We start from the raw sequence: 17,596 nt of genomic DNA on the forward strand, positions 1-17,596 counted from the left end.
TCTCCCGTATTTATGGATATTGTAATTTGCGGCTCAGCCTGTCGGCTGCAGCCAGGGTCATGTTGATGAGTTCTTGCTTGCGTTGCTGTATGCGCTGCGCCGGTGCCATCAAAGACAAGGTCGCTTCCAGCTTGTCTCGGCCAGAAAACACAGGGGCGCTGACACCCCAGATGCCAAGGTCAACTTCATTCTCACTGGTGGCATATCTTTGTTCTCGTATGCTGTGCAACTGGGTTTGCAAGTCTTGCAGTGGCTGATTTGGTAATGGCGCATTTTCCAAAAAATTCTGTGCCAGCAAATCGTCTTGCAAAGCTGGCGGCAAATACGCCAGCAAAGCCTTGGCCGACGCACCGCGCACGCTGGAACTGGCGCGACCTTTGGCAAAGGAACAGCGCAGGGCTTGCTGGCTTTCCTGCATGTCCAGGCATACCACCTGCCCATTTACATAGGCCAGCAAGCCCACACTTTCACCTGACTTTTGTACCAGGTCTGCGAGCTCATCGCGCGCTGCACTCATAAGCCAGGAATGCTGGTCAAAGCCACGCGCCAGCTGCACCGCCAGCGGGCCTGGTTCATATAAGCCAGTCTGCGCATGTTCCTGCACCAGGCCCCATTTCTTGAGCGGTGCGAGCTGGCGGTACAGGGTGCTAAGTGGCAAGCCGGTTTGCTCTACCAGTTCACGCGCAGATAGTGCTTCGCCATGGCGGGCGATGCAGGCCAGGACTTGTAAAACCCGTTCGCTTTGAGGAATGTCTATTTGGTGAAGAGCAGCCATAGAGAGCTAGCACATAAATTTGTATATACTCATGCTAGCATTAAGGCGGGAAACATCAACTGCAAATTCTCATGCAATGAGAATTACTGCTTATTTTTATTTAAAAATTAATCGTGGTGCTGTGGACCGGCATAACCATCGTCCCCAGTGACGAATGCGACATCATTATCATAATCACAAGCAATATGCTTACTGTTAGTCCCTAAGGTAGGCTGTACAAACAGATAACAAGCTATCGCTCCGATAACCGGGAGCAGCCAGATCAGCGCATATTGTGCATACTTTTGAGCAGGCTCGTAAAAGTCACTCTTCACGACCAAAAAACTGATGTACAAGTTCAGAGCCAGTAAAAGGCTCACTATGCAGACGGTTACAAGCAAGAGAATATCCATATTTATAAGGGTAGCAGAGTTTTCAGTAAGGAGAACCAAGCTCTTGTTAGATGCTTTTATTCGTTATAAACAGCTTCTTAGTGATCCAGACCCTGCAAACCAACCCCAGGATATTCAGGGGCATCCTCACTTACACTGATTTTGCGCCCCGTAGATGGCTTGGCCAGCGAATAACAAAACAGACTACCCAGCACAGGGAGTAACCAGATCAAGAGAAATTGGGCAATTTTTTGCATGACCCCATAATAATCGCTACGCAAGATACAGTAACTGACGTAGATGTTTATCGCACACATTGTGCACAGGCAGTATATCGTCAGCGTCTCAAGATTGCTCATGCCTTAGCTCCTGCTATATGCCGTCATCTGGCAATTGCGGTTTTCCTGCGCGGGAAAGCCAGCCTTGATGACATCGTACATACTCTTTTCTTCTGCACTCAAGGCTCTGAACTGGTAGGCGAACTTGTTCGTGCTAACTGTGCGCGGGCCTATGCGGGCTGAGCGCACGCCTTTATTGCTGAGGTTATTCAAGTGCAGTTTTGCTGCCTCTTCGGTCTTGAACACGCCCAGCGAAATACCCCAGCGCAGATTGCTCTGGTCTTGCACGACATAGAAATCGGTAATGCCAAGGCGGCGCAATTCACCGGCTTTTTTGTCAGCCCCTTCTTTGCTGCCTTGTGAAGGGATGAAAACCATGTGCGTAGCGACATCGACGACGTTGATGCGGGACTGACGGTCACCCAGGGCCAAGGTTTTTAATTTTTCTTCAAACTTGGGAATATCGCCTTGCTGGAAATTGCCCACTTCCAGGCAGGCGATGACTTCGGCTTTCTTTTCTGCTGCTGGCTCACTTGGCGAAGCTGCTTCGGTCGCGGTCAGGAGCTTTAACTGATCGGCATGATGCTGTTTTTTCAGGTGCTCTGGCTCGTGCGTATCCAGGGACCAGTGTCCCAGATAGCCAAGATTAAATGCCAGCAAGAAGGCATTCAGTATGAGCAGGCTCCAAAAAAAGAATCTCAGCATGGTAAGTGTCAGTGTTATCAGTCCGGGCTTGATTGTGCCACGACAAACAGCCCCGTCAAGACCAGATTATCTACATATTGATAAGGAATGCCCAGATGGCTCAATAAATACGGGGCAGCGCCGCCAGAAATCACACAGTTGATGGCTTGGTTTTCTTGCTGCTCCAGGGTATTGACGGCGCGCACAATTGCGCCAACCTGGGCGCTGATACAGCCACTGACGATGGCTTGATCGGTATTATCGGCAAAGACTTTGGCGATATCCGTTGATTCTGCCACCTGGGGCAATTGTGCGGTATTGCGTGCCAGCGATTCTGCCATCAGTTTAAGACCGGGCAAGATCATGCCGCCCTTGAATATGCCTTGTGCTGTTACTGCATCGACTGTGGTGGCAGTTCCACAAGTGGCGACGATCAGGCTTTGTTGCGGAAACAGGTAATGCGCACCTATCATGGAGGCCAGGCGGTCACAACCCAGTTGCGCGGGATTACGGTAGCCATTATGCAGACCCGCGATGTCTTCTTGCGAGGCAAACCAGTCTATGTGCAAGTCCGGCTGTACTTCTTGCAGTAAAGCCGTGAGTTTCTCCTTGATGCTGGCACCGGCAACATTGGAAGTCAGAACGCGTGCAAAGCGCATGCCTTGCCAGCTGGTTTTCAGAGTATCCAGTTCGGCATGACTGACGGAGGCAATCTGCTGCCAGACTGCTGCAGAGTTGACCGGTACTGACTTCGCCGCTACGGAGTTCGCCTGTGCAGCATCCAGATTAACTGTAGCCCATTTTATCCGTGTATTCCCGGCGTCTATTAACAACTGCATCATGCCTTGGTTTTCCTTGTTTTATGCAACAGGCCGTAAGGACACATCGCCCGCCAATACATTGACCTGCCCCTGTTCAGTCTGCAATACCAGGCAGCCATGCAAATCCACACCGAGTGCTTTGCCGGTGTGCAAAACCTGGCCGTGGTCGAGTATATGCACGGTTTGATTGGCGTAGGCATGCAAGGTATTCCAGCGTGGCAAGAATGCTGAAAAACCTTGCTGGCCAAATTGCTGCAATGTTGTTGCCAGGGCGTTCAATAACTGCGCCAGCAACAGGTTCCTGTCCATTTTTGCCAGCCAGGGTGCATCTGCCAAGGCGCGGCCGACTTGTGCTTCCAGCTCATCCGACACTTGCAGGTTCAGGCCTATGCCAGCGACTATCCAGGTGCCGCCCTCACTGGCGGCAGCAGATTCCAGCAAGATACCGGCGAGTTTTTTACCATCGCGCAAAATGTCATTCGGCCACTTCAATTGCACATTCTGGTTCAAGGCATTCAGGCACTCTGCCAGGGCAACGCCTATCGCCAGCGGCAAGCCCAGCAGGTTGTGTGGCGCTTGTGGCAAATGCCAGGCCAACGAAAAAGTCAGCATGCCACCAGGCACGGTCAGCCATGGGCGACCTGCCCTGCCACGCCCTGCAGTCTGATGCACGGCCACCCGCAACACCGGACGCTGCAATGTTGGCAGGCGTGCCATCAGGTCGGCATTGGTGGAGCCGGTTTCTGCGACGACTTCAATATCGACTTCGCGGGCTGCGCCATCGCAGAGTTTTTCTATGGCAGCCGCATTCAGTTCCAGGTTTTTATTCTCTTGCATAATCTGTCTATGGTTAGCAGCCGTATTGTACTGCTGCCGGAACAAATGTTCAGGCCCCAAAAAAAACGGCACCTTATGCAGGTGCCGTTTTTTCTTACATCAACATCTTAATGCTACGGTATTCGCGCGGCATTGGTGCAGTGGCTACTTATGCTTCGCCGCCATCCACTACATCAGTTGTTGTTACTTCCGGGATAGGAGCAAATGCTGCCTTTTCCGCTTCCAGCAAGGCTACGCGTTCATCTGCTTCCCAAGTTTCTTTCAACTTGCGGGCGCGGTGGAATGCCAGACCTGTACCAGCAGGGATCAGGCGACCAACGATGACGTTTTCTTTCAAGCCACGCAGACCGTCTTTTTTGCCCATGATCGCAGCTTCGGTCAGAACACGTGTGGTTTCCTGGAAGGACGCCGCAGAGATGAAGGAATCTGTAGACAAGGATGCCTTGGTAATACCCAGCAAGATATTTTCATATGTTGCAGGGATACCGTTAGCTGCTGCTACGCGATCATTTTCATCCAGCAATTCAGAACGCTCTACCTGTTCACCAACGATGTAGTTGGCATCGCCTGGATTAACCACGACAACGCGACGCAACATCTGACGCACAATAACTTCGATGTGCTTGTCATTGATCTTAACGCCTTGCAAACGGTACACGTCCTGAACTTCATCAACGATGTAACGTGCCAGCGCTTCGATACCCAGCAAACGCAGGATGTCTTGTGGATCGGCTGGGCCGTCAACAATCATCTCACCCTTGTTCACGACCTGGCCGTCATGCACCAGGACTTGTTTGTCCTTGGTGATCAGGAACTCGTGTTTCTCGCCGTCCATGTCTGTGATTTCCAGACGTTGCTTACCTTTGGTTTCTTTACCAAACGCAACCGTACCTGTTACCTCTGCCAGCATACCGGCATCTTTTGGTGAACGGGCTTCGAACAACTCGGCAACGCGTGGCAGACCACCGGTAATATCACGGGTTTTTTGTGATTCTGTCGGGATACGCGCCAGAACTTCACCCACGTGTACTTGCTGACCGTCTTTAACGGTAATCAGCGCGCCCACCTGGAAGCCGATCGTTACTGCGTGTTCTGTGCCAGCGATCTTGACTTCTTCGCCTTGCTCGTTCAACAGCTTGACTTGTGGACGCAGTGTTTTACCTGCTGCGCTACCACGGCGTTTCGCATCGATCGCCACCAGCGTGGACAAACCTGTCACTTCATCAACCTGTTTGGCAACAGTCACGCCTTCTTCGACGTTCTCGAATTTCACCGTACCGGTGTATTCGGTAATGATAGGACGGGTCAATGGGTCCCATGTCGCCAATGCAGTACCAGCCTTGATGATCAAACCATCTTTAACGATCAGGGTTGCACCGTAAGGTACTTTATGACGCTCACGTTCACGACCGTGGTCATCAGTGATCAGCACTTCGCCAGAACGGGAAATGACGATCTGGTCGCCTTTACCGTTAGTGACATAACGCATGGTCGCTGTGAAACGGATAGTACCGTTGGACTTGGCTTCAACAGAAGATGCAATCGCTGCACGGGATGCCGCACCACCGATATGGAAGGTACGCATCGTCAACTGTGTACCTGGTTCACCGATGGACTGCGCAGCGATAACACCGACTGCCTCACCAGAGTTCACCAGGGAACCACGACCCAGATCACGGCCATAGCACATTGCGCACAGACCGTAGCGTGTGTCGCAAGTCAGTGGCGTACGTACTTTGACTTCATCGATACCCAGGGCTTCGATGCGTTCTACCATTGTTTCGTCGAGCAGGGAACCAGCTTCGTACAGTGTTTCCTGTGTCTCTGGATTGACAATGTCATTCGCGCAAACACGGCCCAGGATCAGATCACGCAAAGGCACGTTAACTTCACCGCCTTCAACGATAGCTTTCATGGACGAACCATTGGATGTACCGCAGTCATCTTCAACCACGACCAGATCTTGCGTCACGTCAACCAGACGACGTGTCAGGTAACCGGAGTTCGCTGTTTTCAATGCCGTATCGGCCAGACCTTTACGCGCACCGTGAGTGGAAATAAAGTACTGTAAAACGTTCAGACCTTCGCGGAAGTTCGCGGTGATCGGCGTTTCGATAATCGAGCCATCCGGTTTCGCCATCAGACCACGCATACCTGCCAACTGACGAATCTGGGCTGCAGAACCACGCGCACCGGAGTCGGCCATCATGTAAATGGCGTTGAAAGATTCTTGTGTACCGACAGAGCCGTCGCGGCGTGTGACCGGTTCAACTTTGAGTTGTTCCATCATGGCCTTGCCGACTTCATCACCAGTCTTGCCCCAGATATCGACCACTTTGTTGTAACGTTCGCCCGCAGTCACCAGACCGGACGCATATTGCTGTTCGATCTGTTTGACTTCGTGTTCTGCTGCTGCCAGCAAAGTCACTTTTTGCGGTGGAACCAACATGTCATCGATACAGATGGAGATACCGGCGCGTGTCGCCAGGCGGAAACCCATTTGCATCAATTGATCAGCAAACACGACCGTGGCACGCAGACCGCACTTGCGGAATGATGTATCGATGAGTTTGGAAATTTCTTTTTTCTTCAGCGCACGGTTCAGTACGGTGAATGGCAAGCCTTTAGGCAGAATCTCGGACAAGATCGCACGGCCGACAGTCGTTTCATAACGCTTGATGGTTTTAACGAATTCGCCAGTTTCAGCATCTTTCGGAAATTCAGTAATACGGACTGTGATACGTGTGCTCAGTTCGACTTCCTTGTTGTCCCAGGCGCGGATCGCTTCTGAAACGTCAGGGAACATCATGCCTTCGCCCTTGCCGTTGATTTTTTCACGGGAAGCGTAGTACAGACCCAACACGATATCCTGGGAAGGAACGATAGACGGTTCACCATTGGATGGGAACAGAATATTGTTGGATGCCAGCATCAAAGTGCGTGCTTCCATCTGTGCTTCGATAGACAGAGGAACGTGGACCGCCATTTGGTCACCGTCAAAGTCGGCATTGAAAGCCGCGCAGACGAGTGGATGCAACTGGATCGCTTTACCTTCGATCAGGACCGGCTCAAAAGCCTGGATACCCAGACGATGCAGCGTAGGCGCACGGTTCAGCATGATAGGATGTTCGCGGATGACTTCTTCCAGAATATCCCATACGACTGGTTCTTGAATTTCGACCAGTTTTTTCGCTGCCTTGATAGTGGTAGCCAGACCCATCAATTCCAGTTTATTGAAAATGAAAGGTTTGAACAGTTCCAATGCCATCAATTTTGGCAGACCGCACTGATGCAATTTCAGTTGTGGACCAACCACGATAACGGAACGGCCAGAGTAATCGACGCGCTTACCCAGCAAGTTTTGACGGAAACGACCGCCCTTACCCTTGATCATTTCTGCCAGGGATTTCAGAGGACGCTTGTTGGCGCCTGTCATTGCCTTACCGCGACGGCCGTTATCGAGCAGGGAATCGACGGCTTCCTGCAACATGCGCTTTTCATTGCGTGTGATGATTTCAGGAGCGCGCAATTCCATCAGACGCTTCAGACGGTTGTTACGGTTGATGACGCGGCGATACAGGTCGTTCAGATCGGAAGTCGCGAAACGGCCACCATCCAGCGGGACCAATGGACGCAGTTCTGGCGGCAGGACCGGCAGAACTTCCATGATCATCCAGTCTGGCTTGATGCCTGAGCGCTGGAATGCTTCCAGTACTTTCAGACGTTTTGCGTATTTCTTGATCTTGGCTTCAGATTTGGATTCTTTCAACTCTGTGCGCAGGGTTTCTGCATCACGGTCGATGTCGATGGAACGCAACAGTTCGCGGATACCTTCAGCACCCATGAATGCCGTGAATTCGTCGCCGAATTCTTCGTACTTGGCAGCGTAGTCATCTTCAGACATGATCTGGCATTTTTTCAGCGGAGTCATGCCTGGATCGGTGACGACATATGCTTCAAAATACAGAACGCGTTCGATATCGCGCAAGGTCATGTCCAATACCATACCCAGACGGGATGGCAGGGATTTCAGGAACCAGATATGCGCAGTTGGGGAAGCCAGCTCGATATGGCCCATGCGTTCACGACGCACTTTGGCCAGAGTCACTTCAACGCCACATTTTTCGCAGATAACGCCGCGGTGTTTCAGACGTTTGTACTTGCCGCACAGGCATTCGTAATCCTTGATAGGACCAAAAATCTTGGCGCAGAACAGACCGTCGCGCTCAGGCTTGAAAGTACGATAGTTGATGGTTTCCGGCTTTTTGACTTCGCCGTAGGACCAGGAACGAATTTTTTCTGGAGACGCCAGACCAATTTTGATCGCGTCGAATTGTTCGTTGGGTTGGACTTGCTTGAATAGATCGAGCAGAGCTTTCATGTGTATCACTCCAGTTAAGCGCGCAAACGCTTGGTGGCTGAATGGTGCTGCAACAGAAGCTTCGCCGCTTTACCCTGTTCGCATGAGCGGGAGAGCCAGGTCTTTTCGACACAGGTTCCGCTGATACCGGGAACGACATTACTTCCAAACTGCTTGCCAGGTTTAACGGCCATCGCCCGAATGCTATCCGGGCGATGATTTTACTGCAATTACAAATCGGAACATCTGATTAAGCTACTGCGCGACGCTATTTTGGGCCTGCGATGCTCGCCGTACCTTCGTACGACTGCGCTTCTTAACCCAAACTAACGCCGCTCGCTACGCTTACTCAGATGCTCCTTTACTTATTAACTACGTTCGAGATCGATATCGATACCCAGAGAGCGGATCTCTTTAACCAGAACGTTGAAGGACTCAGGCATGCCGGCGTCGATCACATGGTCACCCTTGACCAGGTTTTCGTACACTTTGGTACGGCCATTCACGTCATCGGACTTGACTGTCAACATCTCTTGCAAGACGTAAGACGCGCCGTAAGCTTCCAGTGCCCAGACTTCCATCTCACCGAAACGCTGACCACCAAACTGAGCTTTACCGCCCAGAGGTTGTTGCGTGACCAGAGAGTAAGGACCGGTCGAACGTGCATGCATCTTGTCATCAACCAGATGATGCAATTTCAGTACGTGCATGTAGCCCAGTGTGACTTTACGCTCGAACGCTTCACCGGTACGGCCATCAAACAGGGTGACCTGGTTTTTCGATGGTGTCATACCCAGTTGCGCTGCGATATGGTCAGGGAAGGCCAGATCCAGCATGCGACGGATTTCATCTTCATGCGCACCGTCAAACACTGGTGTAGCAAATGGCACGCCATGCTTCAGGTTGTTCGTCAATTCCAGGATCTCAGCATCGGAGAAGCCGTCGATGTCTTCCTTCTTGCCAGATTCGTTATAAATCTTCTTCAGGAAATCACGCAGTTCTTCTACCTTGGCTTTGGCTTTCAGCATTTCGCCTATGCGCAAGCCCAGGCCTTTAGCTGCCCAGCCCAGATGCACTTCCAGAACCTGACCAACGTTCATCCGTGATGGAACACCCAATGGGTTCAACACGATGTCTGCTGGTGTACCGTCAGCCATGTAAGGCATGTCTTCGATAGGCACGATACGGGAAACCACACCCTTGTTACCGTGACGACCCGCCATTTTGTCACCAGGTTGCAGGCGACGTTTAACAGCCAGGTAAACCTTGACCATTTTTTGTACGCCTGGCGGCAATTCATCGCCTTGCGTCAGCTTGGTGCGTTTTTCTTCAAAAGCCAGATCGAACTGATGACGTTTTTCAGCGATGGAATCTTTCATCGCGACCAGTGAATTGGCGGCTTCATCAGATGCCAGGCGAATATCGAACCAGTGGTATTTATCCACGCTGGCCAGGTATTCCTTGGTGATCTTGGTGCCTTTAGCCAGTTTGGCCGGGCCGCCGTCAGCGATCTTGCCATCCAGCATACGTTCCAGACGCTCAAATGCATCGCCTTCAACAATACGCAACTGATCGTTCAAATCAAGGCGATAACGCTTCAATTCATCATCGATAATCTGTTGTGCACGTTTGTCGCGTTGTATGCCTTCACGGGTGAACACTTGTACGTCAATGACAGTACCAACCATGCCGGAAGGCACGCGCAGGGAAGTATCTTTAACGTCAGAAGCTTTTTCACCGAAGATGGCGCGCAGCAGTTTTTCTTCTGGTGTCAGTTGAGTTTCACCTTTTGGTGTCACTTTACCGACCAGGGTATCACCGGCTGTTACTTCTGCACCGATGTAGACGATACCGGATTCATCCAGACGTGCCAGCTGGTTTTCTGCCAGGTTGGAGATATCACGGGTAATTTCTTCCGCACCCAGCTTGGTGTCACGGGCAACAACCGACAACTCTTCGATATGAATCGAGGTATAGCGATCATCAGCCACAACTTTTTCAGAGATCAGGATCGAATCTTCGAAGTTATAACCATTCCATGGCATGAACGCGACCAGCATGTTCTGACCCAGGGCCAATTCGCCCAGATCTGTCGATGCGCCGTCGGCCAATACGTCACCTTTGGCGACCAGATCGCCAACTTTGACGATAGGACGCTGGTTGATATTGGTGTTCTGGTTGGAACGGGTGTACTTGATGAGGTTGTAGATATCCACACCGACTTCACCAGCCTGTGCTTCAGCATCATTCACACGAATAACGATACGGCCCGCATCGATGTAATCAACTTTACCGCCACGCAGTGCCTGTACTGTTGTACCGGAGTCAACTGCCACAGTACGTTCGATACCTGTACCGACAAATGCTTTTTCTGGACGCAAGCAAGGAACGGCCTGACGTTGCATGTTGGCACCCATCAACGCACGGTTCGCATCATCGTGTTCGAGGAACGGAATCAAGGATGCTGCAACAGAAACCACCTGACCAGTAGCAACGTCCATGTACTGGATACGCTCTGGGGATACCAGGATCGTTTCGCCAGCTTCACGGGCTGAGACCAGTTCATCGATCAGTTTGCCTTCGCCGTCGATCGTCGCATTCGCCTGGGCGATGATGTAACGACCTTCTTCAATCGCAGACAGATAATCGATCTGCGGTGTGATTTTGCTGTCAACCACTTTACGGTATGGTGTTTCCAGGAAACCGTATTCGTTCAGACGCGCATACAGAGCCAGCGAGTTGATCAAACCAATGTTTGGTCCCTCTGGTGTCTCAATCGGGCAAACGCGGCCATAGTGGGTTGGATGAACGTCGCGGACTTCAAAGCCAGCGCGCTCACGTGTCAAACCACCAGGTCCCAGGGCGGAAATACGACGCTTGTGCGTGATTTCTGACAATGGGTTGGTCTGATCCATAAACTGGGACAATTGTGAAGAACCGAAGAACTCACGTATCGCAGCAGAGATAGGCTTGGAGTTAATCAGGTCATGCGGCATCAGGTTGTCAGCTTCAGCCTGACCCAGACGCTCTTTGACAGCACGTTCAACACGTACCAGACCAGCACGGAACTGGTTCTCAGCCAATTCACCAACGCAACGTACGCGGCGGTTACCCAAGTGATCGATATCATCGACTTCGCCACGGCCATTGCGCAGCTCAACCAGGATCTTGATCACGGCCAATACGTCTTCGTTCGACAAAGTCATGGCGCCTGTCAGTTCATCACGGCCAATACGGCGGTTGAACTTCATGCGGCCGACTGCGGACAAATCGTAACGGTCTTCGCTATAGAACAAGCCATTGAACAGGGCTTCAACAGAATCTTCTGTTGGTGGTTCGCCAGGACGCATCATGCGGTAGATGGCAACGCGGGCGGCCATCTGGTCCGCCGTATCATCAGCGCGCAGAGTCTGGGAAATGTAAGCACCCTGATCCAGGTCATTGGTGTACAAAGTCTGGATATCAGTGACTTTGGCATCGCGCAAACGACCCAGCAACTCTTCTGTCAGCTCATCATTGGCATTGGCAATCACTTCGCCAGTGTCTGCATCAACGATGTTCTTGGCCAGCACGCGACCCAGCAGGTAGTCTTCAGGCACGGAAATGTGCTTGATACCACCGGCTTCGATTTCACGGACATGCTTGGCATTGACACGCTTGTCTTTGGCAACGATGACTTTGCCGTCTTTGTCGCTGATGTCAAAACGGGCAACTTCGCCACGCAGACGTTCTGCGACGAATTCCATTTCTGCGCCATCACTGTGCAGATTGAAATTATCAAAGACAAAGAAATTGGCCAGAATCTGTTCATTGCTCATGCCTATGGCGCGCAGCAAGATAGTGACTGGCATCTTGCGACGACGGTCAATACGGAAGAACAGGATGTCTTTAGGATCGAATTCAAAGTCGAGCCAGGAACCACGGTAAGGAATGATCCTGGCCGAGAACAGCAATTTGCCGGAAGAATGTGTCTTGCCGCGGTCATGTTCAAAGAACACGCCAGGGGAACGGTGCAACTGGGACACGATAACGCGCTCAGTACCGTTAATGACAAAAGAACCAGTGGTTGTCATCAAAGGCAATTCGCCCATGTAGACTTCCTGTTCTTTCATTTCTTTGACAACCGGCTTGGTTGGTGATTCCTTGTCCAGAATGACCAGACGGACTTTTGCACGCAAAGGCGATGCATAAGTCAGGCCACGCAATTGACATTCCTTGACGTCGAACGCAGGATCGCCTAAAACGTAGGACAGGAATTCAAGACGTGCAAAGCCATTGTGCGAAACAATAGGGAAAATCGAGGTGAAGGCAGACTGCAAACCCTCGTTCTTGCGGGTTGGCGGTGTTCTGTCTTCTTGTAAAAAGCTCTGGTACGACTCGATTTGAGTCGCCAGCAAGAACGGAACGTTGTGGACGTTGGCGCGCTTCGCAAAAGATTTGCGAATACGCTTCTTCTCAGTAAATGAGTAGTGCATGGACACTCCGTGAGTGGCAAGGAAGGATAGAGAATTCAGGATTCTTGTCACAAAAATAAAACATAGCAACTCTGTGACAAAAAAACCTCAAGTCTCAACCCTCGGTCTTAATAAACAGCTAAACAACCCTGAACGACAAAGAAGCCAAAGAGGAACCCTCTCTTCCAAGAGGATTCCTGTCTTTGACTTGGGCAAATCCGAAGACTTGCCATAATACCTGAATTACTTGATGTCGGCTTTCGCGCCAGCATCTTCCAGTTTTTTCTTAGCTGCGTCAGCATCAGCTTTGGAAACTGCTTCTTTAACTGCTTTTGGTGCGCCATCAACTACGTCTTTAGCTTCTTTCAAGCCCAGACCAGTGATTTCGCGAACTGCTTTAATGACGCCAACTTTGTTTGCGCCAACTTCAGTCAGAATTACGTTGAATTCTGTTTGTTCTTCAACAACTGCTGCTGGGCCAGCTGCTGGACCAGAAGACATTGCTGCAGCGGAAACACCAAATTTTTCTTCGAAAGCTTTTACCAGGTCGTTCAGGTCCATTACGGACATCGCGCCTACGGCTTCCAGGATATCGTCTTTGCTAATTGCCATTTGAAACTCCAATTAATTAATTACATTGATACGGTATTTGACGGAATAAATCTTATTCAGCTGCAGCTTCAGTAGCTTCTGCTACTGGTGCTTCTTCAGTTGAACCAGATCCGTTCTTTGCTGCCAGAGCTGCCAGAGCGCGTGCGAAAGCAGATACAGGAGCCTGCATCATACCCAACACTTGTGCCAACAGTACTTCACGGCTAGGAATGCTTGCCAATGCGACAACGCCAGCTTTATCCAGCGATTTGCCTGCATAGTTACCAGCTTTAACAACCAGTTTGTCATTGCTTTTTGCAAAGTCTTGAACGACTTTAGCAGCAGCAACAGCATCTTCCGAGATTGCATAAATCAACGGACCGGTCATTTCAGAAGCGAGGCTGGCAAACACAGTTCCCTCAACAGCGCGACGTGCCAATGTGTTTTTCAACACACGCATGTATACGCCTTGAGCGCGTGCGCTAGCACGCAATTGCGTCAAATGACCGACCTGGATGCCACGATATTCGGCCACGACGATAGTCTGTGCAGTTGCTACTTTTGCAGAGACTTCAGCGACGACGGCTTTTTTGTCATTCAGATTGAGACTCACGGTCAACCTCCATTAATGATATTCAGTCCATACACCGGAATGATGTACTTCCCTCATATCGTTTCGAACACGGCGTCCGAAGTTAGGAGTTTCACTGGGGGACCAGTAATCACTACAAAACTTGTTCGGGTACACCATCTGCGTTGGGACCTGTCGATTGCTCTCCAGATATTAACCTCATGCTTGGAAAACTACTCTTACACACTCGGCCCAACGGTCTTTGACACTCTGGATGCTTGTTCAAAACATCCAGCCCAAAGATGCGCCCTGCATCATTGATGCAGGGACTTAATTCTTGCTTAGCCTGCCAGATTAGCGTGATCTACACGTACACCTGCACCCATAGTGGATGAGATGGATACTTTACGCAGATACACACCTTTGCTGGATGCTGGTTTAGCTTTGTTCAAAGCTTCGATCAGCGCAACCAGATTGGACTTCAGGTCACCATCAGCAAACGACTTACGGCCGATTGTTGTGTGGATGATACCTGCTTTGTCTGTACGGTATTGTACTTGACCAGCTTTTGCATTTTTAACTGCAGTAGCTACGTCAGGAGTCACTGTACCGACTTTAGGATTAGGCATCAAACCGCGTGGACCCAGGATCTGACCCAGAGTACCAACGATACGCATAGTGTCTGGAGAAGCGATCACTACGTCAAATGGCATGTCGCCAGCTTTAACGCGTTCAGCCAAATCTTCCATACCAACGATATCAGCACCGGCAGCTTTCGCTTCTTCCGCTTTTGCACCTTGTGCAAATACGGCTACGCGTACTGTTTTGCCTGTACCAGCTGGCAATACAACTGCGCCACGAACAACTTGGTCAGATTTCTTAGGATCAACGCCCAGTTGGACGGATACGTCGATGGATTCGTTGAATTTTGCTGTTGCGCATTCTTTGATCAAAGCGATAGCATTGTCAAATGGATACACTTTCAGACGGTCAACTTTCGTTGCCAGCAATTTTGCTTTTTTAGATAACTTAGCCATTACAGACCCTCTACCGTGATGCCCATGGAACGAGCAGAACCAGCAATAGTACGCACTGCTGCGTCCATATCAGCTGCTGTCAAATCAGCGCGTTTAACTGTCGCGATTTCTTCAGCTTGCTGGCGAGTAATTTTGCCAACTTTGTCTGTATGTGGTTTTGCAGAACCTTTAGTGATGCCAGCTGCTTTTTTGATCATGTAAGTTGCTGGAGGAGTCTTCATCACGAATGTGAAAGACTTGTCAGCAAATGCGGTGATCACAACAGGAATAGGCATACCTGGTTCCATACCTTGGGTCTGTGCGTTGAACGCTTTGCAGAATTCCATGATATTCAGACCACGTTGACCCAGAGCTGGACCGATAGGTGGGGATGGGTTTGCTTTACCAGCTGGCACTTGCAGCTTGATAAAACCAATGATTTTCTTTGCCATGTTTGGCTCCTTCAAAAAATGAGTAGTAGCGCCTGCCGGTATCTTTTCATACCAACAGGCTCCTCCGCCTGCTGAGAATTGCCTGTATTGCTACAGTCAACGCTCTAACCAGTTTCAACAAATTGCTTTGTTACGTACTGGTCAAACGTGAATCCTGTTAAACCTTTTCGACCTGGGAAAATTCCAGCTCTACTGGTGTAGCACGACCGAAAATAGTGACAGTCACGCGGACTTTGGACTTTTCATAATTAACTTCTTCAACATTGCCGTTAAAGTCAGTGAAAGGACCGTCCTTGATGCGGACTACTTCGCCTACTTCGTACAAGACTTTTGGTCTTGGTTTTTCAACGCCTTCTTGCATCTGCTGCAAGATCTTGTCGATTTCGTGCTGCGGTATCGGGGAAGGCTTGTTTGATTTGCCACCGATAAAACCGGTTACCTTGCTGGTGTTTTTTACCAGATGCCAGGTATCGTCAGTCATTTCCATTTCTACGAATACATAGCTGGGGAACAAACGACGCTCAGTGACGACTTTCTTGCCATTCTTTGGCTCTATCACTTCTTCAGTCGGAACCAGAATCTGACCGAATTTATCTTGCATCTCTGCGCGCTCTATACGCTCCACCAATGCACGTTGCACGCTCTTTTCCATACCGGAATAAGCATGTACGGCGTACCATCTTTTAGCACTTTTAGGTACAGACACCGTTGGCGCTGTACCTTCTTCGTTTTCCTGAATGTTCTCACTCATTATTTTTTCCATCCGAGGATTACGTCATACAGCACAAATCCGATCAATTGATCGGTACCCCACAGGAAAATCGCCATCACCAGAACAAAACCAAATACCACGGCAGTGATCTGACCCGCTTCTTTGCGGGTTGGCCATACAACCTTCTTGGTTTCGCGCACAGCTTCTTTTGCAAAGCTGACAAAATCACGACCCATTTCAGAAGTTGCGACAAATCCAACAGCAACCAACAAACCCACTACCAAAGCGATGGCACGTATCCACGTTGCCTGTCCAGCGAGAATATAAAAAGCAGCAACACCGGCAATTGCAGCCACTACCGCCAGAATGACTTTGTACTTGTCATTGGATGTACTAACTGTTTGAACGGGATGATTAGACATACTTTATTTACTTTCGGTGGCCTGTGGCCTTGATGGTGGCAGGGGCGGAGGGAATCGAACCCGCGACCTTCGGTTTTGGAGACCGACGCTCTGCCAATTGAGCTACACCCCTACATCTTGACATTAATACATGCATTACCTGAGCATTCAGGCAATGCATGCATTTTACTACTTATTTATTACTCGATGATTTTAGCAACGACGCCAGCACCGACTGTACGGCCACCTTCACGGATAGCGAAGCGCAAGCCTTCTTCCATCGCGATCGGGTTGATCAGTTTTACAGTGATAGAAACGTTATCACCTGGCATGACCATTTCTTTGTCTTTCGGCAACTCGATCGAACCAGTTACGTCCGTTGTACGGAAGTAGAACTGTGGACGGTAGTTGTTGAAGAATGGTGTATGACGGCCACCTTCATCTTTGGACAGAACATAGATCTCGCCTGTGAAATGCGCATGTGGCTTGATCGAACCTGGTTTTGCCAACACTTGACCACGTTGGATATCTTCACGCTTGGTACCGCGCAGCAATACGCCGACGTTGTCGCCTGCTTGACCTTGGTCGAGCAGTTTGCGGAACATTTCAACGCCAGTACATGTTGTCTTGACTGTGTCTTTGATACCGACGATTTCGATCTCTTCGCCAACTTTGACGATACCGCGTTCGATACGGCCAGTAACTACTGTACCGCGACCGGAGATGGAGAATACGTCTTCTACTGGTAACAGGAAGGCGCCGTCAACAGCGCGTTCTGGTGTTGGGATGTAGGAATCCAGAGCATCAGCCAGTTTCATGATGGCTTCTTCGCCCAGGGGACCCTGGTCGCCTTCGAGGGCCAGTTTAGCGGAACCTTGAATGATCGGCAGGTCGTCGCCTGGGAATTCGTATTTGGACAGCAATTCACGAACTTCCATTTCAACCAGTTCGAGCAATTCTGCGTCATCCACCATGTCGCATTTGTTCAGGAACACGATGATGTATGGAACGCCAACTTGGCGGGCCAACAGGATGTGTTCGCGCGTTTGTGGCATTGGGCCGTCTGCTGCGGAGCAAACCAGGATGGCGCCGTCCATTTGAGCCGCGCCAGTAATCATGTTTTTAACATAATCAGCATGGCCTGGGCAATCAACGTGGGCGTAGTGGCGAGCAGCTGTTTCGTACTCAACGTGGGCTGTATTGATTGTAATAC

The 17,596-nt window shown here is 50.3% G+C and carries 14 protein-coding genes and 1 tRNA gene; all 15 read right to left on the bottom strand.

Features of this window, described 5'->3' with window-relative positions:
* Positions 1 to 10: 10 nt before the first annotated feature.
* Positions 11 to 775 (bottom strand): IclR family transcriptional regulator, encoded by a 765-nt coding sequence (locus ACO0LD_RS26360; protein ID WP_423011551.1) that lies wholly within the window; start codon positions 773 to 775, stop codon positions 11 to 13.
* 469 nt (positions 776 to 1,244) lie between these two features.
* A complete protein-coding gene (locus ACO0LD_RS26365; protein WP_423011553.1) occupies positions 1,245 to 1,505 on the bottom strand; it encodes a hypothetical protein in 261 nt (86 codons plus the stop codon).
* 3 nt (positions 1,506 to 1,508) lie between these two features.
* Entirely contained in the window at positions 1,509 to 2,189 is a 681-nt protein-coding gene (locus tag ACO0LD_RS26370; protein ID WP_423011555.1) for an SPOR domain-containing protein, read from the bottom strand.
* Positions 2,190 to 2,206: 17 nt separating this feature from the next.
* On the bottom strand, positions 2,207 to 3,010 hold the full coding sequence (locus ACO0LD_RS26375; RefSeq protein ID WP_423011557.1) for a type III pantothenate kinase: 804 nt from the start codon (positions 3,008 to 3,010) through the stop codon (positions 2,207 to 2,209).
* 18 nt (positions 3,011 to 3,028) lie between these two features.
* Positions 3,029 to 3,826, bottom strand: a complete 798-nt coding sequence (locus ACO0LD_RS26380; RefSeq protein ID WP_423011559.1) for a biotin--[acetyl-CoA-carboxylase] ligase — start codon at positions 3,824 to 3,826, stop codon at positions 3,029 to 3,031.
* Between the two features lie 148 nt (positions 3,827 to 3,974).
* Positions 3,975 to 8,207 (bottom strand): DNA-directed RNA polymerase subunit beta', encoded by a 4,233-nt coding sequence (gene rpoC / locus ACO0LD_RS26385; protein ID WP_423011561.1) that lies wholly within the window; start codon positions 8,205 to 8,207, stop codon positions 3,975 to 3,977.
* 347 nt (positions 8,208 to 8,554) lie between these two features.
* Positions 8,555 to 12,661, bottom strand: a complete 4,107-nt coding sequence (gene rpoB / locus ACO0LD_RS26390; protein ID WP_423011563.1) for a DNA-directed RNA polymerase subunit beta — start codon at positions 12,659 to 12,661, stop codon at positions 8,555 to 8,557.
* A 222-nt stretch (positions 12,662 to 12,883) separates the two neighbouring features.
* Positions 12,884 to 13,252 carry a 50S ribosomal protein L7/L12 gene (rplL, locus tag ACO0LD_RS26395; RefSeq protein ID WP_423011565.1) on the bottom strand — a complete coding sequence of 123 codons (369 nt, stop codon included), beginning with the start codon at positions 13,250 to 13,252 and terminating at the stop codon, positions 12,884 to 12,886.
* Positions 13,253 to 13,304: 52 nt separating this feature from the next.
* Positions 13,305 to 13,844 carry a 50S ribosomal protein L10 gene (gene rplJ / locus ACO0LD_RS26400; RefSeq protein WP_423011567.1) on the bottom strand — a complete coding sequence of 180 codons (540 nt, stop codon included), beginning with the start codon at positions 13,842 to 13,844 and terminating at the stop codon, positions 13,305 to 13,307.
* A gap of 299 nt (positions 13,845 to 14,143) precedes the next feature.
* Positions 14,144 to 14,839 carry a 50S ribosomal protein L1 gene (rplA, locus tag ACO0LD_RS26405; protein WP_186956790.1) on the bottom strand — a complete coding sequence of 232 codons (696 nt, stop codon included), beginning with the start codon at positions 14,837 to 14,839 and terminating at the stop codon, positions 14,144 to 14,146.
* On the bottom strand, positions 14,839 to 15,270 hold the full coding sequence (gene rplK, locus ACO0LD_RS26410) for a 50S ribosomal protein L11 (protein ID WP_186956792.1): 432 nt from the start codon (positions 15,268 to 15,270) through the stop codon (positions 14,839 to 14,841). The genes rplA and rplK overlap by 1 nt, the downstream gene beginning before the upstream one ends.
* 157 nt (positions 15,271 to 15,427) lie before the next feature.
* Complete coding sequence (nusG, locus tag ACO0LD_RS26415; RefSeq protein ID WP_423011569.1) at positions 15,428 to 16,021, bottom strand: transcription termination/antitermination protein NusG; 594 nt, start codon at positions 16,019 to 16,021, stop codon at positions 15,428 to 15,430.
* Positions 16,021 to 16,404, bottom strand: coding sequence for a preprotein translocase subunit SecE (secE, locus tag ACO0LD_RS26420; RefSeq protein WP_423011571.1), 384 nt, complete (start codon positions 16,402 to 16,404; stop codon positions 16,021 to 16,023). The genes nusG and secE overlap by 1 nt, the downstream gene beginning before the upstream one ends.
* Positions 16,405 to 16,440: 36 nt before the next feature.
* A tRNA-Trp gene (locus tag ACO0LD_RS26425) sits at positions 16,441 to 16,516 on the bottom strand.
* Positions 16,517 to 16,583: 67 nt separating this feature from the next.
* A partial coding sequence (gene tuf / locus ACO0LD_RS26430; protein WP_423011573.1) for an elongation factor Tu occupies positions 16,584 to 17,596 on the bottom strand: 1,013 nt, incomplete at its 5' end.

It is taken from the genome of Undibacterium sp. Ji83W (genome assembly GCF_049340385.1).
In the GTDB taxonomy this organism is placed as follows: domain Bacteria; phylum Pseudomonadota; class Gammaproteobacteria; order Burkholderiales; family Burkholderiaceae_D; genus Undibacterium.